Origin of the sequence: Variovorax sp. PAMC28562, from assembly GCF_014303735.1 — a bacterium.
Classification (GTDB): domain Bacteria; phylum Pseudomonadota; class Gammaproteobacteria; order Burkholderiales; family Burkholderiaceae_C; genus Variovorax.
Genome location: NZ_CP060296.1, coordinates 1,027,268 through 1,050,568 on the forward strand (window position 1 = coordinate 1,027,268; position 23,301 = coordinate 1,050,568).

Annotated in this window: 22 protein-coding genes and 1 pseudogene; 17 read left to right on the forward strand and 6 right to left on the reverse strand. The window is 62.8% G+C overall.

Annotation, left to right across the window (positions count from 1 at the left end; translation table 11 throughout):
• Positions 1-3 precede the first annotated feature (3 nt).
• Both glnE and H7F36_RS04830 read left to right on the forward strand, forming a co-directional pair.
• Positions 4-2,811 carry a bifunctional [glutamate--ammonia ligase]-adenylyl-L-tyrosine phosphorylase/[glutamate--ammonia-ligase] adenylyltransferase gene (gene glnE, locus H7F36_RS04825; protein WP_187053611.1) on the forward strand — a complete coding sequence of 936 codons (2,808 nt, stop codon included), beginning with the start codon at positions 4-6 and terminating at the stop codon, positions 2,809-2,811.
• Positions 2,812-2,815: 4 nt separating this feature from the next.
• Entirely contained in the window at positions 2,816-3,772 is a 957-nt protein-coding gene (locus tag H7F36_RS04830; RefSeq protein WP_187053612.1) for a septal ring lytic transglycosylase RlpA family protein, read from the forward strand.
• A gap of 15 nt (positions 3,773-3,787) precedes the next feature.
• On the opposite strand, the gene H7F36_RS04835 is transcribed toward H7F36_RS04830, so the two are convergent.
• Positions 3,788-4,645, reverse strand: a complete 858-nt coding sequence (locus H7F36_RS04835; protein WP_187053613.1) for a ferritin-like domain-containing protein — start codon at positions 4,643-4,645, stop codon at positions 3,788-3,790.
• A 127-nt stretch (positions 4,646-4,772) separates the two neighbouring features.
• Here H7F36_RS04835 and H7F36_RS04840 point away from each other — a divergent pair, with 127 nt between their 5' ends.
• A complete protein-coding gene (locus tag H7F36_RS04840) occupies positions 4,773-5,414 on the forward strand; it encodes a glutathione peroxidase (protein WP_261802501.1) in 642 nt (213 codons plus the stop codon).
• Positions 5,415-5,702: 288 nt separating this feature from the next.
• Here H7F36_RS04840 and H7F36_RS04845 read toward each other — a convergent pair whose 3' ends face one another.
• Complete coding sequence (locus H7F36_RS04845; RefSeq protein WP_187053614.1) at positions 5,703-6,314, reverse strand: glutathione S-transferase N-terminal domain-containing protein; 612 nt, start codon at positions 6,312-6,314, stop codon at positions 5,703-5,705.
• A 97-nt stretch (positions 6,315-6,411) separates the two neighbouring features.
• Here H7F36_RS04845 and H7F36_RS04850 point away from each other — a divergent pair, with 97 nt between their 5' ends.
• Genes H7F36_RS04850 through H7F36_RS04865 form a run of 4 tightly spaced genes read left to right on the forward strand, consistent with a single transcriptional unit; the run spans position 6,412 to position 10,685 of the window.
• On the forward strand, positions 6,412-7,599 hold the full coding sequence (locus H7F36_RS04850; RefSeq protein WP_187053615.1) for a YjgN family protein: 1,188 nt from the start codon (positions 6,412-6,414) through the stop codon (positions 7,597-7,599).
• A gap of 7 nt (positions 7,600-7,606) precedes the next feature.
• Positions 7,607-8,695 carry a M48 family metallopeptidase gene (locus H7F36_RS04855; protein ID WP_187053616.1) on the forward strand — a complete coding sequence of 363 codons (1,089 nt, stop codon included), beginning with the start codon at positions 7,607-7,609 and terminating at the stop codon, positions 8,693-8,695.
• Between the two features lie 50 nt (positions 8,696-8,745).
• Positions 8,746-10,125, forward strand: a complete 1,380-nt coding sequence (gene purB, locus H7F36_RS04860; RefSeq protein WP_187053617.1) for an adenylosuccinate lyase — start codon at positions 8,746-8,748, stop codon at positions 10,123-10,125.
• Positions 10,125-10,685 (forward strand): YaeQ family protein, encoded by a 561-nt coding sequence (locus H7F36_RS04865; protein ID WP_187053618.1) that lies wholly within the window; start codon positions 10,125-10,127, stop codon positions 10,683-10,685. The genes purB and H7F36_RS04865 overlap by 1 nt, the downstream gene beginning before the upstream one ends.
• Before the next feature lie 27 nt (positions 10,686-10,712).
• Here H7F36_RS04865 and H7F36_RS04870 read toward each other — a convergent pair whose 3' ends face one another.
• Together H7F36_RS04870 and H7F36_RS04875 are read right to left on the reverse strand one after the other, a co-directional pair.
• Positions 10,713-11,015 carry a putative signal transducing protein gene (locus tag H7F36_RS04870; protein WP_187053619.1) on the reverse strand — a complete coding sequence of 101 codons (303 nt, stop codon included), beginning with the start codon at positions 11,013-11,015 and terminating at the stop codon, positions 10,713-10,715.
• A gap of 2 nt (positions 11,016-11,017) precedes the next feature.
• Complete coding sequence (locus tag H7F36_RS04875; protein WP_187053620.1) at positions 11,018-11,470, reverse strand: DUF3717 domain-containing protein; 453 nt, start codon at positions 11,468-11,470, stop codon at positions 11,018-11,020.
• 472 nt (positions 11,471-11,942) lie between these two features.
• Between H7F36_RS04875 and H7F36_RS04880 the strand changes: the two genes are divergently transcribed.
• From H7F36_RS04880 to H7F36_RS04890, 3 genes are read left to right on the forward strand one after another with little or no spacing between them, the layout of a single operon-like run.
• Positions 11,943-12,695: a TerC family protein gene (locus H7F36_RS04880; RefSeq protein ID WP_187053621.1), complete on the forward strand. Its 753-nt coding sequence runs from the start codon at positions 11,943-11,945 to the stop codon at positions 12,693-12,695.
• A 46-nt stretch (positions 12,696-12,741) separates the two neighbouring features.
• Positions 12,742-13,269 carry a hypothetical protein gene (locus H7F36_RS04885; RefSeq protein WP_187053622.1) on the forward strand — a complete coding sequence of 176 codons (528 nt, stop codon included), beginning with the start codon at positions 12,742-12,744 and terminating at the stop codon, positions 13,267-13,269.
• A gap of 44 nt (positions 13,270-13,313) precedes the next feature.
• Positions 13,314-13,667 carry a phage holin family protein gene (locus tag H7F36_RS04890; protein WP_187053623.1) on the forward strand — a complete coding sequence of 118 codons (354 nt, stop codon included), beginning with the start codon at positions 13,314-13,316 and terminating at the stop codon, positions 13,665-13,667.
• 19 nt (positions 13,668-13,686) lie between these two features.
• Here the strand turns inward: H7F36_RS04890 and H7F36_RS04895 are convergent, their stop codons facing one another.
• Entirely contained in the window at positions 13,687-15,219 is a 1,533-nt protein-coding gene (locus tag H7F36_RS04895) for a M48 family metalloprotease (protein WP_410003081.1), read from the reverse strand.
• A gap of 139 nt (positions 15,220-15,358) precedes the next feature.
• Between H7F36_RS04895 and moaC the strand changes: the two genes are divergently transcribed.
• The 7 genes from moaC (at position 15,359) to H7F36_RS04930 (ending at position 22,444) form a co-directional block, all read left to right on the forward strand.
• Positions 15,359-15,838: a cyclic pyranopterin monophosphate synthase MoaC gene (gene moaC, locus H7F36_RS04900; RefSeq protein WP_187053625.1), complete on the forward strand. Its 480-nt coding sequence runs from the start codon at positions 15,359-15,361 to the stop codon at positions 15,836-15,838.
• A 274-nt stretch (positions 15,839-16,112) separates the two neighbouring features.
• Positions 16,113-16,625: a GspH/FimT family pseudopilin gene (locus tag H7F36_RS04905; protein WP_261802502.1), complete on the forward strand. Its 513-nt coding sequence runs from the start codon at positions 16,113-16,115 to the stop codon at positions 16,623-16,625.
• Complete coding sequence (gene pilV / locus H7F36_RS04910; RefSeq protein ID WP_187053627.1) at positions 16,622-17,188, forward strand: type IV pilus modification protein PilV; 567 nt, start codon at positions 16,622-16,624, stop codon at positions 17,186-17,188. Before H7F36_RS04905 ends, pilV begins: the two co-directional genes overlap by 4 nt.
• Positions 17,189-17,223: 35 nt before the next feature.
• A complete protein-coding gene (locus H7F36_RS04915; protein WP_187054804.1) occupies positions 17,224-17,970 on the forward strand; it encodes a prepilin-type N-terminal cleavage/methylation domain-containing protein in 747 nt (248 codons plus the stop codon).
• Complete coding sequence (locus tag H7F36_RS04920) at positions 17,967-18,557, forward strand: PilX N-terminal domain-containing pilus assembly protein (protein ID WP_187053628.1); 591 nt, start codon at positions 17,967-17,969, stop codon at positions 18,555-18,557. The genes H7F36_RS04915 and H7F36_RS04920 overlap by 4 nt, the downstream gene beginning before the upstream one ends.
• Before the next feature lie 15 nt (positions 18,558-18,572).
• Positions 18,573-21,926: a pilus assembly protein gene (locus H7F36_RS04925; RefSeq protein ID WP_187053629.1), complete on the forward strand. Its 3,354-nt coding sequence runs from the start codon at positions 18,573-18,575 to the stop codon at positions 21,924-21,926.
• The gene (locus H7F36_RS04930; protein ID WP_315971444.1) at positions 21,908-22,444 is read left to right on the forward strand and encodes a type IV pilin protein; all 537 of its coding nucleotides are present in this window, start codon (positions 21,908-21,910) and stop codon (positions 22,442-22,444) included. The genes H7F36_RS04925 and H7F36_RS04930 overlap by 19 nt, the downstream gene beginning before the upstream one ends.
• 155 nt (positions 22,445-22,599) lie before the next feature.
• On the opposite strand, the pseudogene H7F36_RS04935 reads toward H7F36_RS04930, so the two are convergent.
• Positions 22,600-23,292: pseudogene (locus H7F36_RS04935) on the reverse strand (transposase); the annotation flags it as partial.
• Positions 23,293-23,301 lie beyond the last annotated feature (9 nt).

Below are 23,301 nucleotides of genomic sequence, written 5' to 3' on the forward strand. Positions count from 1 at the left end.
ATTATGACTGCCAGCCTCCAGACGGGTTCCACCGAAGACGGTGATACGACAGCCGGTGCCGCGTTGGCGCCGCTGGCTTCACCGTTGTCGTCGCACTCGCGCTTCGTGCAGCGACTGCGACGCCGATACGCGGCTGAATTGACCCTGCTGCCGAAGGGCACACCGACGCGCGCAACGATGCAAATCGCCTTCGATGCGTTGCAGGCACGCGGCGACAAAGTGAGTGGTGTCAACGTTGCCGATGCGCTGCGCACCGTGCGCCAGTTGGTGATGGAGCGCCTGGCCGTGCTCGACTGCGACGAAGGCGCACCGCTCGCCGATGTCGTTCGCGCCGTGACCGAGCTGGCCGAGTTCGCACTCGATGTCGCCTGCCGCACCGCGTTGTCGGAACTCGAAGCCATCCACGGCGCGCCGCTTGGTGAAGAAGAAAAGGTTGGCCAAGTCGCGCAATTGTGGGTCGTCGGGATGGGCAAGCTCGGCGCGCGCGAACTCAATGTGTCGAGCGATATCGACCTCATCTACCTGTACGACCACGACGGCGAAACGGCGGGCAACGCCGAAGGCCGCGGCAAGCTGTCGAACCAGGAATATTTCGCGCGGGCGGTCAAGCGCATCTATGCGCTGGTCGGAGACACGACGGAGCACGGCTTCGTCTTTCGCATCGACCTGGCATTGCGTCCCAACGGCAACTCCGGGCCAACGGTGGTGTCGCTCGACGCGCTCGAGGAATACTTGCAGGTGCAGGGCCGCGAGTGGGAACGCTTTGCGTGGCTCAAGAGCCGCGTGGTGGCGCCTTCGTCGGCAGTGGCCGATGGCTCGGCACAGGCGCTGCGCGGCGTGGTGCTGCCGTTCGTCTTTCGTCGCTACCTCGACTACAGCGTGTTCGATTCGCTGCGCATCCTGCATCGGCAGATCCGCGAACAGTCGGCGCGCCGCAGCGCCGGGCGGCCGGAGCGGGCCAACGACGTCAAGCTGTCGCGTGGAGGCATCCGCGAGATCGAGTTCACCGTGCAATTGCTGCAGGTGGTGCGCGGCGGGCAGTTCCCGGAGCTGCGCACGCGGCCCACGCTCGACGCCTTGCAGCGGCTGGCACGCGCTGGCCTGATGCCGCAGGAAACCGCGGATGCGATGGCCGCTGCCTATGAATTTTTGCGCCGTGTCGAACACCGCATCCAGTACCTCGACGACCAGCAGACGCACATGCTGCCGGTCAGCGACGACGACCTGCGCTGGATCGCTGCGACTCTGGGTTTCAACGGCGTCTGCCCGTTTTTGGAACAGCTCGATACGCACCGCGAGTTCGTCGCGGAGGAGTTCGACAAGCTGCTCGGCGGCGAAAAGAACTGCAGCAAATGCAAAGGTGGCAAGAGCAGCGGCACCTCGGGCGAACTGGCCGATTTGATCGACAGCCTGCCGCCGGCTTTCGGTGAGCGCATCAAGGCCTGGTGCGAGCATCCGCGCATCCTGGCGTTGCGCGACGACACGCGGGCACGGCTGCGGCAGTTGGTGCAGCGCACCGCCCAATGGCTGCGCGAGCCCGACAGCGATGGCCCCGGCCAGATATCTCGCCACACCGATGCGGCGCTGCGCTGGGCCGACTGGATCGAGCCCTTGCTGCGCCGGGAAAGCTACCTCGCGCTGCTGGTCGAACGGCCGGCCGTGCAGGAGCGCTTGCTGCGCTTGCTGGGCTCGGCCAAATGGCCAGCGCGCTACCTCACGCAAAACCCGGGCGTCATCGATGAACTGGCCAGCGACGAAATGCTCCTGGGCCGTTTCGACGCCGCGGATTTCGAGCGTGAGCTGGAAGCGCGGCATGCATCGCTGCGCGGCACCGGCGAGGCCGACGAAGAGCGCCTGCTCAACCTGCTGCGCCATGCACATCACGCCGAGCTGTTTCGCACACTGGCACGCGACGTCGATGGCCGCATCACGGTGGAACAGGTGGCAGACGACCTGAGCGCGCTGGCCGACGTGGTGCTGCGTGTGACCGCGCGCTGGTGCTGGAAGCAAGTGCGCAACCCGCATCGTGAAGAGCCGCAGTGCGCCATCATCGGCTACGGCAAGCTGGGCGGCAAAGAGCTCGGCTACGGCAGCGATCTCGACATCGTTTTCGTCTACGAAGACGACGACGAACGCGCCGGCGACGTTTACGCGACCTATGTGCGCAAGTTGATCAACTGGCTCACCGTGAAAACGCGTGAGGGCGACCTCTTCGACATCGACACGGCCCTGCGGCCCAACGGCAACTCGGGCTTGCTTGCCAGCAGCTTCGCGGCCTACGAAAGGTACCAACTGGGCCGCGGCAGCAACACCGCGTGGACGTGGGAGCACCAGGCCATGACGCGTGCCCGCTTCGTGCTCGGTGATGCCGCGCTCGGCGCGCGTTTCGACGCCGTACGCAAGGCCGTCATCGTGGCGCCTAGGGACCGCGACGCGCTCAAGGCCGAGATCATCGCGATGCGCGACAAGGTGCGCGCCGCGCGACCGGTGAAGGCCGGCAAATTCGACGTCAAGCACAGCCGCGGCGGCATGGTCGATGCCGAATTCGCGGTGCAATTCCTCGTGCTCTGCGCGGCCAAGGCGCACCCGGAACTGATCGACAACGTCGGCAACATCGCACTGCTGCTGCGGGCCGAAGCCGCCGGCTTGCTGCCTGAAGGCGTCGGGCGCGGTGCTGCTTCGGCGTACCGCGAATTGCGCCGTGTGCAGCATCGGGCGCGTCTTAACGAAGAGCCGACGCAGGTCGACCTGCCAGGCCTGGCGGTCGAGCGCGAAGCGATGCTGGCGCTGTGGAAGGCCGTGTTTGGTTGAGGCGATGGCGCGGTCGTCGACCGTCTCGGCGGTTGCTGTGGCGATGGCCGCGGCCGTGCTGCTCGCCGGCTGCGCCAGCGGACCGCGCGGTGGTCGCGATGGCGCGCCGTCGAATCCTCCTTCAGGACTGTCGCGCACGCCCGACGCCGAACCCCGCGTCGAAACCATCCGTGGCACCAATGGCACCAATGGCACCAGCAAGCCCTACACGGTGCTCGGCCGTTCGTATGTGCCGATTGCCGACGACCGACCTTTCAAGGAAACAGGACTGGCCTCGTGGTACGGCAGCAAGTTCCACAGCCAGTCGACCGCCAGCGGCGAACCCTACGACATGTACGCCATGACGGCCGCGCACAAGACGCTGCCGCTGCCGAGCTACGTGCGCGTGCGCAACCCGGCCAACGGACGCGAGGCGATCGTGCGGGTGAACGACCGCGGCCCGTTCCACGACGACCGGGTGATCGACCTCAGCTATGCGGCGGCGGCCAAGCTGGACTTGCTGCGCGGCGTGGCGCCGGTCGAGATCGAGCGAATCACGAACCAGGAGATTCAGGCGGGAACATGGCGGAGCGTCGACGTGCCCGCGGTTTTCACGTCGCCGGTGGTTTCTTCGCCCCGGGCTGAAGTCGCAGAGCTGCCGATGATGCAACCGCTGGCGCCGTTAGCTTCAAGTGCACCGACCGGGCCGATCGCTCAGACCGCCGACGCGCCACCCGGCATGTCGACCGCGGGCTTCTGGGTGCAGCTCGGTGCCTTCAGCCAGCGCGATGGCGCTATCGCTTTTCAGCAGAGGATGACGACGGCGATGCCGCAACTCGCGGCCAACCTCAATGTGTTCAGCGAGGGCAACACCCATCGCGTTCAGGCGGGGCCCTACGCCTCGCGGGACATCGCTCGCAGCACGGCGGAGCAAGTGCGAAACGGCCTGCAACTGGCGCCGATCGTCGTCGAGCGGCGCTGAACCAGGCGCCCTGTTTCAAGCGCCTTGGTAAACCGTCTTCGGAGCGATCGTCGCCGCCAGCTCCTTGCGGTAGCGGTTCAGCTCCTGCACGGTCTTGAAGCTGCGGTTCATCAGCAGGCTCAGGTTGTGCAGGATGCGCTCGCCGACCTTGCTCTCCCACACCGCATCGAACTTGATCTGGTTGTCGAGCCAATGCTCGAGCCAGTCCGGATCGGGCATGCGGCTCTGGATGGTGTCGCGCGGAAAGTGCGCCTTGCTCACGTGCAGGTTGGTAGGGTGCAGCGCCTGGGCCGTGCGGCGCGCGCTGGCCATCAACACGCCGACCTTGGTGAAAGCGGCACGCGCTTCGTCGCCGAACTTTTCCATCGCACGCTTCATGTAGCGCAGGTAGGCGCCGCCGTGGCGCGCTTCGTCCTGGCTCAACGTGGTGTAGATGTGCTTGATGACCGGCTCGGTATGCCATTCGGCGGCGCGGCGATACCAATGGTTGAGGCGAATCTCGCCGCAGAAATGCAGCATGAGGGTTTCGAGCGGCGGCGCCGGATCGAAATCGAAGCGCACGTCGTGCAGCTCCTGCTCGGTCGGCGCGTGCTGGGGGCTGAAGCGCTTGAGGTATTCCATCAGCACCAATGAATGCTTTTGCTCCTCGAAAAACCAGATCGACATGAATGCCGAAAAATCACTGTCGTGCCGGTTGTCGCGCAAAAACATTTCAGTGGCCGGCAGCGCCGCCCACTCGGTAATGGCATTCATCTTGATCGTCTGAGCCTGCTCTTCGGTGAGCTTGGTCGCGTCGAATGACTGCCACGGAATATCCCGCTCCATGTCCCAACGGACGGATTCGAGTTGTCTGAAAAGTTCCGGGTAGAGCATTCAAATCTTTCTAAGGCGGGCAGATTTTAATAGGCACGTTCAGCACGCCTGTGACAACCGCGCGATGATGTGTATACGCGCATCTTTCTCGAACAGATGCGCCCCTTCTATTTGCAGGAGATTCCCCATGCGAATTACCGTCTTGAAATCTGCTTTTCGTTCTGCGCCAACGCTCGCGTTCGCCCTCACCTGTGTAGTGTCTCTCGCCCTGTTTGCGCAGATGGCACGCGCTCAGAGTGCTCCGTCTACGGCCCCTGGGGCTGGCGCCGCACCATCCGGCGCCGGCACATGCCCCGCCATACTGAACTACACGTTCCCCCGGCTGCAAGACGAAAAACCCCAGTCGCTGTGCCAGTACAGCGGCAAGGTCGTGCTGATCGTCAACACGGCGAGCTTCTGCGGATTCACGCCGCAGTACAAGGGCCTCGAAGCGCTCGATACCAAGTACCGGTCGCGCGGGTTGGTGGTGTTGGGCTTCCCATCGAATGACTTCTCGCAGGAATCGGGCTCGAACAAAGAGATCGCCGACTTTTGCGAAAGTACCTTCGGAGTGAAATTTCCGATGTTCTCGAAAAGCTCGGTTCGCGGCAGTGAGGCCAACCCGCTTTTCAAACAACTTGCCAAAATTTCGGGCACCACGCCGAAATGGAACTTCTATAAATACCTGATCGGCAGAGACGGCAAAGTGGTCGACGCGTACTCGAGCATGACCGCGCCGGAAGACCGCAGCTTCGTTCGCGAACTCGAGAAGCAGCTCGGCGCAGATTAGGCCGACCTGAGCTTGGCGCGCCGCATTTCGACTTCACAAATGTTTACGAAGACACCGGGAACTGGCTGGCGCGCAAGGCTCTCATAACTGGCTCGGGCGCCAGAGAAAGTCCGTCAGTTTTCATGTTGCGAGGTCTTCCGAATGCTTGTCGTTCGGTTGAAATCCCGAGGCGATTCTTCTCCTCCTCCCTCCCTCCCTTCTTCGCGTCGGGGCACCTCGCAACATTTTTGTACGAAAGAAAAACGGCACCCTCGGGTGCCGTTTTCATTGGTGCAGTGCGATGTGCCTTCAGGGCTGGGTGTCGGCAAAACTCGGACGCAACATCAACTTGTCGTGGAGCTTCGCGAGGTTCCCATGATTGGCGCGCCAATCGATCTCCGGAAAGCGATAGGTGAGCCAGCCCAGCGCGCAACCGACCGCGATGTCCGACAGGCTCAGGTGAATGCCGCTGCAAAAAGGCTTGTCGCCCAAGCCCTTGGCCATGGCGGCAATGCCGTTCTCGATCTTGACGCTCTGGCGGTCCATCCACGCCTGACTGCGCTCGGTGTCGGCACGGTTCGCCCAGGTGGCTTCGAGCCGCCACGCGATGCCGGCGTCCATGACGCCGTCGGCCAGCGCTTCCCAGGTTTTGACTTCGGCCCGTTCGCGGCTTTGCGCCGGAATGAGCTTGCCGACCGGCGACAGCGTGTCGAGATACTCGACGATCACGCGCGAATCGAACATGGCCTCGCTGCCATCCATGATCAGGCAAGGCACTTTGCCGAGCGGGTTGGACGTCGAGATGGTGCTGTCGGCCGCCCAGACGTCTTCGATCACGAATTGGTATTCGAGTCGCTTTTCAGCCAGCACCACGCGCACCTTGCGCACATAGGGGCTGGCAGCAGATCCGATCAATTTCATGTGGACTCTCTCCCTCGGGTGACGTGTAGTTTCGACCTCATTCTAGGGGACGGTGCAGGGCAAAATGTCGGGCACTAACAACGCAGGGAGAAGGATCATGGGCACAGACATGCAGATCGACGCGCGGCCGGAAAGCGGGCCACCGCACCGCCATCCGATCGAATTCACGGCGAGCGGCAGCGAGTATTTCCGCATCTGGATCGTCAACCTGCTGTTGATCGTCGTGACGCTCGGGCTCTACCTGCCATGGGCCAAAGTGCGCAAGCTCAAATATTTCTACAGCAACACCTGGGTCGGCGGCGACGCGCTCGACTTTCATGGCCAGCCGGTCAAGATGCTGCGCGGCACGCTCATTGCCGCCGCCTTCCTGATCGTCTACTCGGTCGGCAGCAATTTCTCTGGCTGGGCGGCGTTGTTCGCGGCGCTGGCGTTCGTCTTGCTGTGGCCGGCGCTGTTCCGCGCATCGATGCGCTTCCGGCTCGCCAACACCAGTTGGCGCGGGCTGCGCTTTCACTTTGCCGGCAGCACGCGCGGCGCCTATGCGGCGATGCTGCCGCCACTTGCGCTCGCACTGTTGCCCGTGGCGCTGGCGGGTGCATTGGCTGGCCCGACCGACAGCATCAAGCCGGGCACCTTGCCCGTGTTGGCGACATCGCTGGTGGGCATCGGTATGACGATCTTCTTTCTCGGCCTGCCTTACTTTCTCTGGCGCCTGAAGCGCTACCAGCACAACCACTACGCAATCGGCGGCCTGCAAACGCGCCTCAGCGCCGACGTGGGCGTGCTCTACGGCATCTTCATCAAGTTGATGGGCCTGGGGTTCGTCGCGGTGGTTGCACTGCTCGGCGTCGTGGCCATCTTCGCGTTCACCGGCTATGCGAGCCGCAAGAGCGGCGGCGGCCTGGGCGCGACCTTCATCATCCTGTCGTTCGTGCTCGGCATCGGCGGCGTCTTCTTGCTCAACGTGCTGCCCAAGTCGTACCTGCAAGTGCGCCTGCAGAACCTGCTGTGGTCGACCACCGGCAACGACCTCATGCGCTTCGACAGCCAATTGAAGCTCAAGCGCTATCTGCCATTGCAGTTCAAGAACTATCTGCTGATCTTTTTGACGCTGGGCCTGTACTGGCCGTTCGCGGTGATCGGCACGCGGCGCGCGCAACTGGAAGCCGTGGTGCTTGAAACGCGCATTGCGCTCGACGACATCACGCAGACCGCGGCGCGTGAAAACCCGACGGCGGCGGGTGACATGGCTGCGGATCTCTTCGGCATGGACATCGGGTTGTGAGCCTTCGGTGAGCGAGGCTCCACACGACGCGCTGTCGGCGCGCTTCTTCGACGGCGTCCACAGCCGGCCGCACGCCGCGCTGCTGCAAACGCGCGAACGCATGCTTCTCATCACGCCCACCGAAGAGGGCGCGTTCGCGCCGCTGTCCGTGCCCCTCAGCGCGGTCCGCTGGCCCGAGCGCACCCGCCATGGGGGACGCCTCGCGCAGCTGCCCGACGGCGCGAGCCTGCAAGCGCTCGACGTGGGTGCCTGGGACGACTGGGTCGGCCGCCACCATCGAAGCGACAGCTGGGTGGTGCGCGCGCAGCAAACCTGGCGCAGCGTCGCAGTCGCGCTGGTGCTGCTCTTCGGCGCCGTCGCCGCGATGTACCAATGGGGCTTGCCCTGGGTGGCCGCGGGCGTGACGGCGACCGTGCCGCGCAGTGTCGACGCGCTGGTCGGGCAGCAGGTGCTGGCTTCGCTCGACGACAGCTTGCTGAAGCCGACGACCTTGGCGCCCGACGCCCAGCAGCGCATCCGCGACGGCTTCGCGCGGATGGTCCAACGCACCCATCCCGATGGCGCGCCCGAGGTGCGGCTCGAGTTCCGCAGCGCCCGCGATCCGCGCTTCGGGCCCAACGCACTGGCGCTGCCGGGCGGCACCATCGTGCTGACCGACGCGCTGGTCGAGCTCATGCCGGACGACGACGATGCCGTGCTCGGCGTGCTTGGACACGAGTTTGGCCATGTGCTGCGGCGCCACGCGATGCGGCAACTGGTGCAGGCGTCGGCGGTGGGCTTCGCGGTGTCGATCGCTTTCGGCGACTACGGCACGCTGATCGGCAGCGCGCCCGTGTTGCTGGCCACGCTCGGCTATTCGCGCGACCTGGAGCGCGAAGCCGATGCAGAATCCGTGCGGCTGATGCGCGCCAGCGGCATCTCGCCGCGCGCCATGGCGACTTTCTTCGAGGCGCTCGAACGTTGGCGCGCAGATCGAAACGGCAAGAAGGGCGAAAGCGGCAGCACGGCCGGTGACGATGCGATCGGGCTGGCGTTCTCGTCGCATCCAGCGACCGCACAGCGCATCGAGTTCTTCAAAAACGCCGCGCAGAAGTAAGAGCCGCTGCGGCCGTTTCGGCCCCGGTCTCCGCCGCCTAAAATTGACCCATGGCCTTCTCTACCGTTTCCGCTCTTTCCCCCCTCGATGGCCGCTACGCGTCGCGACTCTCGGCGCTCCGCCCGTTGATGAGCGAGCAGGGCTACATGCACCGTCGCGTGCAAGTCGAGGTGGCATGGTTCATCGCGCTCTCGGACTGCGGCTTCGTCGAGTTCAAGCCGCTCACCGGCGGCGCACGCAAGTATTTGCTCGGCCTCGTCTCGCATTTCAGCGAAGCCGATGCGCTCGCGATCAAGGAGATCGAAAAGGTCACCAACCACGACGTGAAAGCCGTCGAGTACTGGATCAAGTCCAAGTTCGAGGCGCGGCCGGAGCTGCTCGCCGCCGCGGAGTTCGTGCACTTCGCCTGCACCAGCGAAGACATCAACAACACCAGCCATGCGCTGCAGATTCAGGCCGCGCGCGACGTCGTCGTGCTGCCCGCCATCGACGGGCTCATCGCCAAGCTGCGCGACATGGCCCACCAGTTCGCAGACGTCTCCATGCTGGCGCGCACGCACGGCCAGACGGCGAGCCCGACCACCGTCGGCAAGGAGATCGCCAACGTCGCGGTGCGCCTGGCCAAGGCCCGCGAGCAGATCGCCAAGGTCGACCTGCTCGGCAAGATGAACGGCGCTGTCGGAAACTACAACGCGCACATGGCGGCGTGGCCCGATTTCGATTGGGAGGCGTTCAGCCGCAAGGTCGTCGAGACGCCGGCACCCCTCGGCCTGGGCCTGACGTTTCAGCCCTACAGCATCCAGATCGAACCGCACGACTACATGGCCGAGTTGTTCGACGCCGTGGCGCGTGCCGACACCATCCTCATCGACTTTTCGCGTGACATCTGGGGCTACGTGAGCCTCGGCTATTTCAAACAGCGGCTGAAGAAGGGCGAGATCGGCTCATCCACCATGCCGCACAAGGTCAACCCGATCGACTTCGAAAACGCGGAAGGCAATCTCGGCCTCGCCAACGCCCTGTTGCGCCACATGAGCGAGAAGCTGCCGATCAGCCGCTGGCAACGCGACCTCACCGACAGCACCGTGCTGCGCAACGTCGGCGTGGCTTTCGGCTATGCGGTGCTTGCGTACTCGAGCCTGTCGACCGGCCTGGGCAAACTGGAGCTGAACGAAGAAGCGCTCGCCGACGACCTGGACGCATCATGGGAAGTGCTGGCCGAACCGATCCAGACGGTGATGCGCCGCTTCGGCGTGCAGGGCGCTTACGAACAGTTGAAAGAAGTGACGCGCGGCAAGACGGTGACGTCTGAAGCGCTGCACGGATTGATCCGCTCGCTGGAGATTCCCGAGACGGAAAAAGAGCGGCTGCTGGCGATGACGCCTGCGAGCTACATCGGCAAGGCAGCAGAGCTGGCGAAGCGCGCCTGATGGCACTCAAATCCACCATCTTCAAAGCGAACCTCGCGGTCGCCGACATCGACCACAGCTACTACGCGGACCATCAACTCACGCTGGCGCGGCATCCGAGCGAGAACGACGAGCGGATGATGATTCGGCTCATCGCGCTGGCGCTCAACGCCTACAAGCTGCAGAGCGTGTGCGATGGCGATGGCGTGCTGGCCTTTGGCGCGGGGCTGTCGAACCCGGACGATCCGGATGTGTCGCTGCGCGATTTCACCGGGCGCACGCGCGTGTGGATCGAGGTCGGTCAGCCTGAAGAAAAGCCGCTCATCAAGGCTTGCGGCAAGGCAGACGAGGTGCTGTTGTATTGCTTCAGCCATGCGGCCGGCATCTGGTGGAAGGGCATCGAAACCAAGCTGACGCGCCCGCAGAATTTGCAGGTGTGGCGCGTGCCGAGCGAGACGTCGCAGGCTGTCGCTGCACTGGCGCAGCGCAGCATGCAATTGCAGGCGACGATTCAGGAAGGCACGTTGATGCTGGGCGATGGCGTGAAGAGCATCGACATCGAGCTGATTCGGCTCAAGTAGAGCCAGCCGCAGCGCCGCAGCAAGAGTTCAGGCCGGCATCATCCGGCCGCAGTGCCAGCATTGCTCGAAGCCGCCTTCGACCAGCTCACCGCACTCGCACACCCATCGGCGTTGCGGCCGGTTCTTCAACTCGTGCAGCAAGCGCTCGGCAGTTTCGAGCTGCGTCGCGTCGTCGATCCATATTTCAGGCAGGCACTGGTCGGGCGGCAACTGGCCAGCGGCCGCACCGAGGTACTCGCGCTGCACCGTCGCGCCAATGCCGTCTTCGCGAAGCGCGTGCGCCCAGAGCGTCGCGATCGCGAGGTTGGGTGCTTGCGCGAGTCGGCGCATGGTCAGCCCGGTGGCTTGGTGTCGGTGACGTCATCGGGCCACACTTGCTCCGCTTCACGCGCCCGCTCGGCGTACTTGTTGAAGCGCCAGGCCGTGTCTTCCATCGTGATGCGGCGCCAGGTCTCGCGCTTGCCAGCCGGTGTCATCGCGGGCCAGTGTTGCACCTCGCCGAAGGTGCGACCACAGCCCTTGCACTCATCGTCTCCCTGACTCGTGGAGCAGATCGCGATGCATGGCGTGTCGGGCGTCGTCTCGTACCAAGCAAGCCATGCTGCCCACGCATCTTTCGGGAAGCCGACCTCGTCGACATAGTCTTCATGGTGATAGACCATGAGCGCGTAGACCTCTGCCAGGTCGCGAATTTCAGGCGCCAGTGTGATGCCGTCGGGGGAAGGCTTTTTCTCGCGCCAGAAGTTGATGGCGGCCTCGATGTCGGTGATGTGAATGGCGGCCATACGAAAAACAAACGGGAAGAAAACAGCGAGCTGAAGAGTGAAACTCATCATAGACGGGCAATGTCCCAAGTGTTGTCATGGGTTTGTTTGCTCTTAAATTGATAGCGCTGATGCCAGTGGCAGCGCGGCTTCTGCCATCGATTCTTTTAAGCGCAATGATTTTTGGGGTTGTCAGCCGTCGAAGGCCGATGTTCTAATCTGCCCACGAAGGGGAGTAGCTCCCGCCCGTTGCATCTACTGCAGCGGATATCGACAGGTCGTCAATACGGAGCCTCATGCTTCCGGCCTGTCGGGCAACGCGCAGTGCATCAGAGCAGTGCGCGATGTCGAGCAAGACCTTCGATTGAACCTGTTGTCAGGTTGGTCGAAGCGTCGTTTGCAAGCCCCCGGCACACCCGGTCTTTCATTCAAACGTTCCGGCCCACGCGGCACCGGACCAGTAGAACGAAAAACAGATCGGAGTGCCTCGCACATGGAGTTTCTTTCAGCCCCTTGGTGGTCAGCCCTGCTGGCGATCATCGTCATCGACCTGGTGCTCGCCGGCGACAACGCGATCGTCATCGCGCTGGCGGCACGCCGGTTGCCACCCAAGTTGCAGAAGAAGGCCATCGTCTGGGGGACCGTCGGCGCCATCGTGCTGCGCTCGGCCATGACCATCGGCGTGGTGTGGCTGCTGAAGGTGCCGGGGTTGATGCTGGTCGGCGGTGTCGGCCTGCTGTGGATCGCCTACAAGCTCATTGCCGACTCAAGCGGCGAACAGGAACACGGGGCTGGCGCGTCCACCTTCTGGGGCGCGATGAAGACCATCGTGGTGGCCGATGCGCTGATGGGCATCGACAACGTGCTCGGCGTGGCCGGCGCGGCGCACGGCGAGTTCGGCCTGGTCGTCATCGGCCTGGTGATCAGCATTCCGATCGTGGTGTTCGGCAGCACTTTGGTGCTGAAACTGGTCGAGCGCTATCCGTCGATCACGTACATCGGCGCGGCAGTGCTCGCGTACACCGCCGCCAAGATGATCGTTGCGGAACCGTTCCTCGCCGACGTCTTCGGCACGCGTGAGGCGCCCGCCACCGCATTGCGCTACGCAGTCGAAGCCGCCTGCGTCGCCCTGGTGCTCGGCGCGGCCTGGCTCGCGACGCGCAAGCCTTCTGCGAAACGTTCCACCAAAGGCGAGGCGCCCGAACAACAACCACAAGACAAGACGCCGCACCCAGAGCGTCCTTGAACATTTGAAGTCGCATTCGTCAGCTTTTCAACGAAGGAGCAACACCATGGAAACGATCATCCTGTACGTGGACGACGCGGTTTATGCCCGCGAGCACCTTGCCAAATTGGCACCCGGTGTGCCGGTGGCGCTGGACGATGAGAGCGCATCGTCCGTGCCGGGCACCTTGGGCGTCGACGCTCGCGCGGCTTTCGAACCCAGGCACTGGATCGTGATCGCCTGCGCACCGCGCATGACGCACCGCATCAGCAAATGGGTGAGCCACAGTGCGCGTGAAAACTGGCGCGGCAAATGGTTCGCCAAGGTGCAGGCGCAACTGGTGCCGTTGCTCGAAGCGGCCGGCGACCAGGTCACGCCGATGCTGGCCGGCGGCTCGCTGACCGAGATGACGCAGCATCTTCGGCGGACCCACGGCATGGCCACGGTAGTGGACGCACGCCGGCCCAAGATCGGGGTCGATCTGGAGCCCGTCGCGCCCGGCCAGAAGCCGCCTGCAGCACCGGGCTGGGCGCTGCCCGGCGCGGTAGTGGGCATGGGCGCGCTGCTGGTCATCGCTGGCGAATTGAGCGATTGATTTCAAGCGAGTGACAACCCCGGTCGCTGCGGTATCCTGACCGCATGCGACTCATCCTGAAATGGCTGCTCAGCGCGATCGCGCTGCTGGCAGTGGCTTATCTCTACAACGGCGTGCAGGTGACGAGCTTCGGCTCGGCGCTCATTGCGGCGGCTGTCATCGGCCTGCTCAACATGGTGGTGCGGCCGGTGCTGGTGGTGCTCACGCTGCCGGTGACGATCGTCACGCTCGGCCTCTTTCTGTTCGTCATCAACGCGTTGATGTTCTGGGCCGCGTCCGGGTTGTTCGGCGGCTTTCACGTCAACGGCTTTGGCGCCGCGCTGCTCGGCTCGCTGATCTACTCGTTGCTCGGGCTGGTGATCGAAGCGGCGCTCGGCGGACTCTTCTCCAAGCGCTGAACCGGGCCCACCGGGCCGCCTACTTCAGCGGAGGCTCTTCTGCCTGATGCTTGACCAGCGCATCGACGGCGCGTGCGCGCGTGTCCATGATCGACGCCTCGTAGTGGTCCACCGCGTTGGGTGCGCCGCGCGCCGACAGGTTGCGCGACAACTCCTGCGCAGCCTTGTAGCGGTCGCGAGCGCCGGCGTAGTCGAGGTTGGCGACGTTGGCTTCGGCATCGGCGCGGATCGCCCGAACCGGGTCGTCCTGTGCGTTGTAGAGGCTCGACAGCGCACGCCAGGCCGTGGCATCACGCGGTTGCAGTGCGGTGTAGTCGCGCAGCACAGGCACCATCGGCGCCGGGTTGCGCGTGGCGACGGCGGCCTGTACGGCGAGCAGCATCTCAGGTCGGTCTTTGGCCTTGGCGTTGAGCAGAGAAGCGGCCTTGGCGGGGTTGCCGGCGTCGAGTTCGATTTCAATAGCGAGCAAGCGGGCGAGACGTGATGCCGATGCATCGCCGGCCGTGCGCGTAACCAGACGATCGCTCAATGCGCGTGACGCCTTGAAGTCCTTCAACTCATTGGCCGAAAACGCCGCGGCATAGAGCAGGCCGGCTTGTTGCGCCGGCGTGCTCTTGGTGAAGTCGCTGCCGGAACCGGCTTCGACCCATTGGCGCAACACGTCGACGCCTGGCCGCGTCAACACGCGAGCGCGGGCCGAGATCATTGCGTGGTCCATGACGAGCGGCAAGCCCGGCGTCATCGGCACGGACGCCGCGCGCGTCGACATCGCGCCGGTCGAAGCGGTCGCGGCATTCATGTCGCGAAACTGAAAGCGACCCTGCATGTCGGCGATGCGCTCGGTGTCCATCGGATGACTGCGCAGATACGGGTACGAGGCGTTGTCGTTCAGTCGGGCGGCGAACTGCAGTTTTTCGAACATCGCCTCGGCGCCGCGCGGGTCGTAGCCGGCTTGCGTCATCACACCGAAGCCGACACGGTCGGCCTCGCGCTCCATTTCTCGAGAAAAGGCGAGCTGGCTTTGCATCGCATACGCCTGGCTGCCCATCAGCATCGCGTTGCCGGCGTCACCATTGCGGGCCTTCATGGCGGCGAGCATGCCGATCACCATGGCCGCGATCATGAGCGGCATCTGCTTGGCATCGCGCGACATGATGCGTGCGATGTGGCGCTGCGTGACGTGCGACAGCTCGTGGCCGAGCACGGTCGCAAGCTCGTCCCGGCTGCCGATGATGGCGACCAGACCGAGGTTGAGCCCGAGATATCCACCGGGCAACGCAAAGGCATTGATGGTGCTGTCGCGGCCCAGAAAGATCTGCCAGGCAAAGCGCTCGTCGAGCTCGGGCGTGAGCTCGCCACGCACCCGCGCTGCGGCCAGCAAACGCTGCCAGATGTCCTGCACGTATTCGACGATGACCGGGTCGTCGATGTAGTCGGTGTCGCGGTAGATCTCGCGCGCGATCTGGTCGCCGAGTCGGCGCTCGGCACTGGCTGTCATCTCGCCGCCATCTCCCATGCCGGGCAACAACTGCGCGCGCGCAACAGGCGGCATCAAGGCTTGCGCCGCTATCAAAACGGCAGCGCACAGCGCATGAAGTACAGGCTTCGATCTCGAATTTGCAGTCAGGCTTGGCATCGGTCTTTCCTGGGCCGGGCTCGTATGATGCGGCCTTCTGCCGATCGTTCACCCCATGAGTTCACTCACCCATTTTGACGCCCAGGGCCATGCCCACATGGTCGATGTCGCGGCCAAACCCGCCACGCATCGCATAGCCGTCGCGAGTGGCCGCATCGTGATGCAGGCCGCCACGCTGGCGCTCATCGAATCCGGCACCGCCAAGAAGGGCGACGTGCTCGGCGTGGCGCGCATCGCCGGCATCCAGGCCGCCAAGAAAACCAGCGACCTCATTCCGCTTTGCCACCCACTGGCGCTGACGCATGTGTCGATTGCCTTTGCCATCGTCAAAGGTGGGGTGCCGCAGGTAGCGTGCAAGGCGACCGTCGAGACAGTCGGGCCGACGGGTGTCGAGATGGAAGCGCTGACCGCTGTTCAGGTCGCACTGCTGACCATCTACGACATGGTGAAGGCGGTCGACCGCGGAATGACGATTACCGATGTGCATGTGCTGGAGAAGCACGGGGGGAAGTCGGGGAGTTTTGTGGCGGGGTAGCGCCAGAGAAAGAGCGGATATCACGGAGAGAGAGCAGCAGAGACGGCAGTGCGGCTCCGGGCACAACAAGACGAGTGGCAGTTTTGGCCGGGCGAACGGTTTTGCTTGTTTTAACGTTTACTGACATTCTGTAACCGTTATGCACTTAACTGTCTCTAATTTGCAAAGCCCGTCTCTTAGAGGGTTTGCCCTTGTAAAACCCCTCATGGTGGCGCTTGGACGCGCCCGGACGTGTCTGCGTTCGAGCGCGCCAATACAGCGGGCTGAAAAGGGAATGACCGCCATCGAGTTGCTCGTGGTTCTTGCCGTGATCGCCATCTTGGCGGTGGTCGCAGTGCCCTCTTTCGTCGACCTGACTCAACGAAATCGCGTGTCCGGGGAAGTCAATGGCTTCGTCGGCGATTTGCAGTTCGCCCGTTCGGAGGCGATCAAGGAAGGGCAGACCGTCACGATCTGCGCGTCGTCGGACGGATCGACCTGTGCATCCGGCGGCAACTGGAAGACTGGATGGCTTGTGTTTGCAGACGCGAACGGTAACCAGGTCCACGACTCGACCGAGACCATTCTCAGGAAACAACCCGCTTTGGCCGGAACAGACACGTTCACTGCAAGCGGCAACACCTCGGCCATTTCGTACAGCCGCGACGGATTCGCAATGTCTTTCACCGGCACGGTGACCTTGACAGTGCACACCACTCCGCTGAACGCGGCCGCGACTCGCTGCATCGCAGTCAATTTGGTGGGGCGGCAGCAAGTCCAATCGGCCAACGGAGGCACATGTCAATGAATCGAAGCCAAACGCTTTATCGTCGACAGCAAGGCTTCACACTTATCGAAGTGATGATTGCCGTCCTCGTGGTGACAGTCGGCCTGCTGGGCTTCGCCAAGATGCAGGCACTGGCAATCTCAAGCACGCAAGTTGCCAGCAGTCGTTCGATGATTGCACTCCAGAGCGCGAGCCTCGCTGCGGCGATGCATGGAAACAGGACCTACTGGGCGGGCGGAGTCGCCCCGGCCGCGTTCAGCACATCAGGATCCACGGTCACCGACGCCACCGGCGTACTGAGCGCGACACCTCCAGTTTGCCTTGCCGCTACCTTGCCTTCGGCCCCGCTCTGCACCCCCGCACAACTCGCAGCCTACGACCTGCAGTTGTGGGCCACCAGCATGGCAAGCCTTTTCCCCACCTACACGTCGGCAGGGACTTGCACGATATCGGCAAGCACACCCATCAGTTGCACAGTCACTGTTTCCTGGACCGAGAAGTACGTGTCGTCCAACCAGAACACCGCGTCCAGCAGTGCCTCCACCGCGGGCACCCGAACCTACACGCTCCACGTCGAACCATGAACTCTGTTGCTTCAACACCGTCTGGAGGCCGTCGCATGCGCCAGGCAGGCTTCACGTTGATCGAGCTGATGATCTCGCTGACGATTGCGCTTTTCATGCTGGCGGCCATCGTCGCGATCTACGTCAACATGAAGGCCACCTTCGTGGCGCAAGACGAATTGGCGCAGCTCCAGGACAGCGAGCGCCTCGCGTTGACCATGCTGACCACGACGATTCAATCGGCCGGATATTTCTCCGACCCGGTCAGCAGCACCGCCATCACTTCACTGCCAGCGGCCAGCGTTACCTGGCCCAGCGGCACCGTCGCAGCGCTGGCAGCAGGCCAAGGCGTGGTTGGTGCTGGCAACACTTTAGGCACAGGCACGGGCAGCGACACCATTGCTGTGCAATACCAGACAGCCAGTGGCGACGGTTTGATGAACTGCCAGGGTCAGACCAACCCCGCGACATCCGGGGTGAAGCAGGTGTGGATCAACAGCTTTTCCATCAATGCGAGCAACGAACTCACTTGCACCGTCGGCACGGGAACGCCGGTCGCTCTTGCCAGCAACGTCGGAAAAATGAGCATCGTCTATGGGGTCGACACCGACGGCGACGCCAATAACAGCACCGACACCTACATGCCCGGCTCGGGCGTTGCTGCTGCCGGCCTGTGGGCACGGGTACATACCGCACAGATCACGCTCAGATTTCTGAACACGCTCACCTCCACGCCGAGCGCGCCCGTGCTCCTGACCGGCCCCGGCATCGTCCAGAGCATCAATTTCAAGAACAACCCGTGACACGCCAACCTCAACACCGGCCTCGTTTGCAACGAGGTATCGCGCTCATCACCTCACTGTTGATTCTGGTGATCGTTGCTCTGTTGGCGGTAAGCATGTATCGCAGTTTTGGTCTGCAAGAAAAAATTGCCGGCAACACGCTCGAAAAGCAGCGCTCGCTCCAAGCGGCCGAAAGCGCACTCCAATACGGCGAATGGTGGATTGCCCGCGGCAGTGGCGGTGGCGGGCTGGCCTGCAGCGGCGTGTTCAGCGCCAACGATCAGACCGCCATGAAAATCTGCAACGTGCCGATGAGCATCGTCACGTCCAGCACGCTGCCCTGGGCCGTACGAGGCAACTACCAGCCGCCGAGCATGACGGTGCAGAGCGGCGGCGGCCTCAATACCGGTAGCACCGGGATTGCCAACGACATCAATTACGCCACCATGCCAAGCGTCTATGTGTCCTACCTCGGCCTTGCTCCGGACGGCAAGACCATGCTTTACCAAGTGACCGGCGCCGGCTACGGCGGCACCACCGCGACGGCCAGTGTCGTTCAAAGTACCTATGCAATGAAGTTCAGCGTGACTGACATCGGTCAGCCGTAGTTCAAGGAGCCCACGATGACCTCAAAACAATTCCGCCTCGTTCTGGCCCTGTCTGCATTGAACGCACTGTCGTTCAGTGCCCAGGCGCAACTCGTGATCAGCGACACGCTCACAGGAACATCGTCGTCCTATAACTGGAAGAGCCTGAACGGCGCTTGCCTGACGGCAGGAAACAATTCGTTTACGCCACCTGCGACTGTTCCGGCTATTCCTGCGTGCAATGGGTTGGCTTACTACAACGGCAGGACGCAAGTTGGCGGCGTAAGCGGAAGAATGCCGGATCTGGCCGGGAGCGGCGCCTTGCGCTTGACCAACGGTGACGTCCAAAACGGAGGTGGGAATGGCGACAACCAGACTGGTGCCGTCGTGTCCAACTTCACCTTTCCCACCACGCAGGGACTTCAGGTCACCTTCACCACCGCTACTTACGGCGGCGACGGCGGCACCGGTGCGGATGGCATCAGTTTCTTTCTCTCTGACGGCAGCCAGGCGCCCTCGGTCGGCGGCCTGGGCGGTAGCTTGGGCTACAGCTGCTCCAACGTGAACGGTGCGTACAACGGCGTCGTCGGGGCCTATATCGGTTTAGGCATCGACGAATACGGCAACTTTTCAAATTCATACGACAACACGAGCAGCGGACCCGGCTTCCAGGCGGGCCGAATCAGTCTGCGCGGCGCCGGCTCAACAGCGTTCGCATCGCTGTCCACGATGCCGGCTACCAGCGCCTATTACCCCACCACCCTCAACGCAAGCGACCAGCAGTCTGCGGTGCAAAACACCTGTAGGACGGGAACGATCTGGAACTACAGCGGCAACAAGATCGGCAACGTCAACAACAAGAGCGACACGACGATCAAGCTCGCATACAACTACCCGTTCTTGCTTGGCTCCAATTTGCCCGCGGGGTTCAGCCTGTCCAATCAGCAGGGAATGAACATGCCCCTTCGAGGCAACGCGACCCCCATCACGTACGGGCTGAAGCTTACGCAAGACGGGCTGCTCAGTCTCTCTTACAGCGTCAACGGTGGCATTGCGCAGAACGTAATGACAAACCAGTCCATCACCGCTTCGAACGGCCCGCTACCCTCGTCTTTTAGATTCGGGTTCTCTGCAGGCACGGGCGGCTCCAACAACGTGCATGAAATCATGTGCTTCAAGGCAGCGCAGATCAACGCGGCTGCGAGCTCGGCGGGCATCAATATCCAGCAATCGGCCAAGGTGCAAGTCGGCACGCAGGTCTACCTTGCCTATTACCACCCGGTGAACTGGTGGGGCCAACTGACTGCGCAAAATCTTGTCGAAGACGCAACGACGTCGACGGTGTCGATCAACCCCGTCGCGAATTGGGACGCGAGTTGCGTGCTCACCGGCGGCGCCTGCAGTGCCACGGGTGCTGCCAGCACCCCGGTGCAGGGATCCTCGTCACGCAACGTTCTGACCTGGAACGGCAGCGCAGGCATTCCGCTGCTGTGGCTCGGTCTCTCCGCCGCGCAGAAAAGTGCACTGGACCCGACGGCTGGAACAACTGCCACCAGCTCGACGCGCCTTGACTATCTTCGAGGCGATCGAACCCAAGAAGTAGGTGGCACGCCCGGGGGTCCTTTCCGCGCGCGAAACAGCGTGCTTGGCGACATCGTCAGTAGCAGCCCGACATGGGTCGGAGCACCCAACCTGCCCTACAAAGGCATCTGGAAAGACGCGCTCCGCCCGACCACGAGCATGCCAGAGGGATCGAGCTACGGCGCCTACGCGACGAGCAATGCGACGCGGACCAACGTGGTGTACGCAGGCGCCAACGACGGCCTGCTGCACGGGTTCCGAGCCGGTGCCTACGACTCGAGCGGTAACTTCAACACAGCCGCGGCCAACGATGGCAATGAGCTACTGGCATACATGCCGGCGCAGGTCCTCAACACCATCCACGCCACCCCACCCACAGCCGCCTCGCTCGACTACTCCTCGCCCCAGTACAGCCACAACGCCTTCGTGGATGCCACGCCCGGCACGGGCGATCTCTACTATCAGGGAGGCTGGCACACCTGGCTCGCAGGTGGCCTGGGCGACGGCGGCAATGCCGGTGGCGTCATTGGCGATAACACCACGGTGGCAACCGGCGGCCTTTACGTCCTCGACGTCACCAACCCGACAAATTTCAGCGAGGCGAATGCCGCCAGCCTGGTCATCGGCGACTGGACTTCCACCTCTGCGAGCCTGACCTGCCCGACCGACACCGCCAGCACCTTTTGCCGCGACAACCTCGGAAGTACTTTCGGAACCCCCATCATCCGCCGTCTGCACGACGGCAATTGGGCTGTTATTTTTGGCAACGGCCTCAACAGCAAGAGCGGCAAGGCGGGCGTGTTTGTAATGACGGTCGACCAGACCACCGGTGCGAAGAGCTTTCGCTACCTCGACACCGGTGTGGGCACCGCTACCGCGCGCAACGGCATCGCCTACGTCGCCTCCGCCGACCTCGATGGCGACCACATCACGGACTATCTGTACGCCGGCGACGTGCTCGGCAATATGTGGCGCTTCGATGTGACCGGCGCAACCGGGGGCAGCTGGTCAGCGCGATCGACGCCGATCTTCAACACTGGTGGACTTCCCATCACCACGCGCGCGACGGTCAATACCGCAGCCACGTCTTCAGGCACGGCACGGGTCATCGTAGGTTTTGGGACCGGCCAGATCTTTCCGCAAACACAGACTGCGGCTGCGACTCCCGTCAGCGGCACCCAATACATATTCGGCATCTGGGACTGGGACATGGCCAGCTGGAATTCGCTCAGCGGTGTTCAATACAGCAGCCTGACTGCGCCGCAAACTGTCAACGCCGGCGTATTGCAAACACAGACTACTGCGACCCTCGCCTACACCTCCGGTGGCATCTCGGGCGTCCGGACCGTGACGCAATATCCAATCTGCTGGAAAGGCGCCACCACCTGTGCGGGCGGCAATACCCAGTTCGGCTGGAAGCTCGCGCTGCCCGGTACCAATGAGCAAGTCGTCTACAACCCGGTTCTTTCGGACGGGATGTTCGTAGTCAACACCGCCATCCCCGGCGCCACGCAGGCGCTGACCTGTGGTTCGCAGCCAGCTTCCGGCTACACCATGGCGATTACTGCAGACACTGGCGCGGCTGCGACATCGTCTTACTTCGCAGACGCCAGCAACAATTACGTCACCACCAACGGATTGGTATTGAGTGGTGTGGGATTAAGCGCAGTGGGTTCGCCATCGTTCGTGACAACTGCGACCAAGAAATATCTCGTCAATCAGACGGTCAGCGGCGTCGGATCGGTCACTCAAGTCAATCCCGGCGCCAATAGCAAAGGCGGACGGGTGACGTGGATCAAGCTGCGCTGATCATGACTTCCGAGAAAGTGTCAAAAGGAATACAGATGAATCTGATGCGTAACTTCAGTCACCGCCGCAACTGCGCCTTGAAAGGCGCAAGCGGCTTTACGCTCATCGAATTAATGATCGTCGTGGCTGTTGTCGGAATACTTGCAGGTATTGCATATCCCTCATACAACCAGTACGTTTTGAAATCGCGTCGCGCCGACGCTAGGAATGCAGTGCTGGATCTTGCAAGTCGGCAGGAGAGGTATTTCAGCGTTAACAATGCCTACACAAATCTTCCTACCGCACTTGGTTACGGTGGTAGTTCCGCATTTCCCATCAGTGTGAACGTCAGTGGACAGAGCTACTACACCTTGAGCGCGACATTTTCTGCGACGCCGGCAGGTTTTGTAGCCACAGCTACTCCGACTTCGTCCCAGGTGGCAGACACAAAATGTTATTCATTCCAAGTCGACCAGTCAGGCGCTCAGACCAACCTTGACAGCGGCGGCAGTCCACTGACGAGTAGCGGCTGTTGGTAAGGTGCGGCCCAACGGCGCACTCAACTGAAAGTCAAATCTAGGAACACCATGAACTATGCGCATCGCAATGCGATGCGCACTCAAGATTGCCCGATGTAACGACTTTGAGCATGCACAGGCAAGGTTTTGACCACTTTCGGGGCCGCTTCCGCCATTCAAGACGCACCTCGGGCGTGGGAATCCAACAGTGCCCTTTTGGCGATGACCAGATTGGCCAGGCCAAACAGGCCAAACAGGCTCAACGGCTGTGCCGGGTTCTCGGCCATCGCCTTGTAGCGAGCCTTCCTGTGACGAAACAGGTTCTTGACCACATGGAACGGATGCTCGACCTTCGCGCGGATGCTCGCCTTCATTTTCTCCGCACGCTCGGCCAGGAACTGGGGCTCCATGAATTCATTGAGTTTGCGCCGCTTGCCCCGAAGCATAGCCACGTGCCAGGTAAGGCCCTTCGCTTCGGCTCGCTTGTGCGCCCAGGTAGCCAGCGTCCCCGAAGGCCGCATGCTCATCTGATGCATTTCCGGGTCGCGTTTGTCTTCGGCGTTCTTGGTCGAGCTCGGTGCCGCAACGATGGTGGCGTCCACGATGGTGCCCGCGCGCATCAGAAGTCCCTGTCCGGCCAGATGTGCGTTGATCTCCGCGAACAGCGCCTTGGTGAGGTCGTTGTCCAGCAGCAGGCGTCTGAACTTGAGCAGCGTGGTGGCGTCCGGCACCGATTCGCGCAACAGGTCGATCCCCACGAAGTCGCGCAGTGACAGGCTGTCGTACAGGGCATCTTCCAGTGCCTCGTCGGTCAGGCCGTACCACTGCTGCAAGCAGTACATGCGCAGCATCCGGGGCACGCCGATCGGCTGACTTCG

What these genes read in the sequence shown, in the direction of transcription:
- glnE (WP_187053611.1), top strand. Translation starts at nt 4, where the DNA reads ATGACTGCCAGCCTCCAGACGGGTTCCACCGAAGACGGTGATACGACA.
- H7F36_RS04830 (WP_187053612.1), top strand. Translation starts at nt 2,816, where the DNA reads ATGGCGCGGTCGTCGACCGTCTCGGCGGTTGCTGTGGCGATGGCCGCG.
- H7F36_RS04835 (WP_187053613.1), bottom strand. Translation starts at nt 4,645, where the DNA reads ATGCTCTACCCGGAACTTTTCAGACAACTCGAATCCGTCCGTTGGGAC.
- H7F36_RS04840 (WP_261802501.1), top strand. Translation starts at nt 4,773, where the DNA reads ATGCGAATTACCGTCTTGAAATCTGCTTTTCGTTCTGCGCCAACGCTC.
- H7F36_RS04845 (WP_187053614.1), bottom strand. Translation starts at nt 6,314, where the DNA reads ATGAAATTGATCGGATCTGCTGCCAGCCCCTATGTGCGCAAGGTGCGC.
- H7F36_RS04850 (WP_187053615.1), top strand. Translation starts at nt 6,412, where the DNA reads ATGGGCACAGACATGCAGATCGACGCGCGGCCGGAAAGCGGGCCACCG.
- purB (WP_187053617.1), top strand. Translation starts at nt 8,746, where the DNA reads ATGGCCTTCTCTACCGTTTCCGCTCTTTCCCCCCTCGATGGCCGCTAC.
- H7F36_RS04865 (WP_187053618.1), top strand. Translation starts at nt 10,125, where the DNA reads ATGGCACTCAAATCCACCATCTTCAAAGCGAACCTCGCGGTCGCCGAC.
- H7F36_RS04870 (WP_187053619.1), bottom strand. Translation starts at nt 11,015, where the DNA reads ATGCGCCGACTCGCGCAAGCACCCAACCTCGCGATCGCGACGCTCTGG.
- H7F36_RS04875 (WP_187053620.1), bottom strand. Translation starts at nt 11,470, where the DNA reads ATGGCCGCCATTCACATCACCGACATCGAGGCCGCCATCAACTTCTGG.
- H7F36_RS04880 (WP_187053621.1), top strand. Translation starts at nt 11,943, where the DNA reads ATGGAGTTTCTTTCAGCCCCTTGGTGGTCAGCCCTGCTGGCGATCATC.
- H7F36_RS04885 (WP_187053622.1), top strand. Translation starts at nt 12,742, where the DNA reads ATGGAAACGATCATCCTGTACGTGGACGACGCGGTTTATGCCCGCGAG.
- H7F36_RS04890 (WP_187053623.1), top strand. Translation starts at nt 13,314, where the DNA reads ATGCGACTCATCCTGAAATGGCTGCTCAGCGCGATCGCGCTGCTGGCA.
- H7F36_RS04895 (WP_410003081.1), bottom strand. Translation starts at nt 15,219, where the DNA reads ATGCCGCCTGTTGCGCGCGCGCAGTTGTTGCCCGGCATGGGAGATGGC.
- moaC (WP_187053625.1), top strand. Translation starts at nt 15,359, where the DNA reads ATGAGTTCACTCACCCATTTTGACGCCCAGGGCCATGCCCACATGGTC.
- H7F36_RS04905 (WP_261802502.1), top strand. Translation starts at nt 16,113, where the DNA reads ATGACCGCCATCGAGTTGCTCGTGGTTCTTGCCGTGATCGCCATCTTG.
- pilV (WP_187053627.1), top strand. Translation starts at nt 16,622, where the DNA reads ATGAATCGAAGCCAAACGCTTTATCGTCGACAGCAAGGCTTCACACTT.
- H7F36_RS04915 (WP_187054804.1), top strand. Translation starts at nt 17,224, where the DNA reads ATGCGCCAGGCAGGCTTCACGTTGATCGAGCTGATGATCTCGCTGACG.
- H7F36_RS04925 (WP_187053629.1), top strand. Translation starts at nt 18,573, where the DNA reads ATGACCTCAAAACAATTCCGCCTCGTTCTGGCCCTGTCTGCATTGAAC.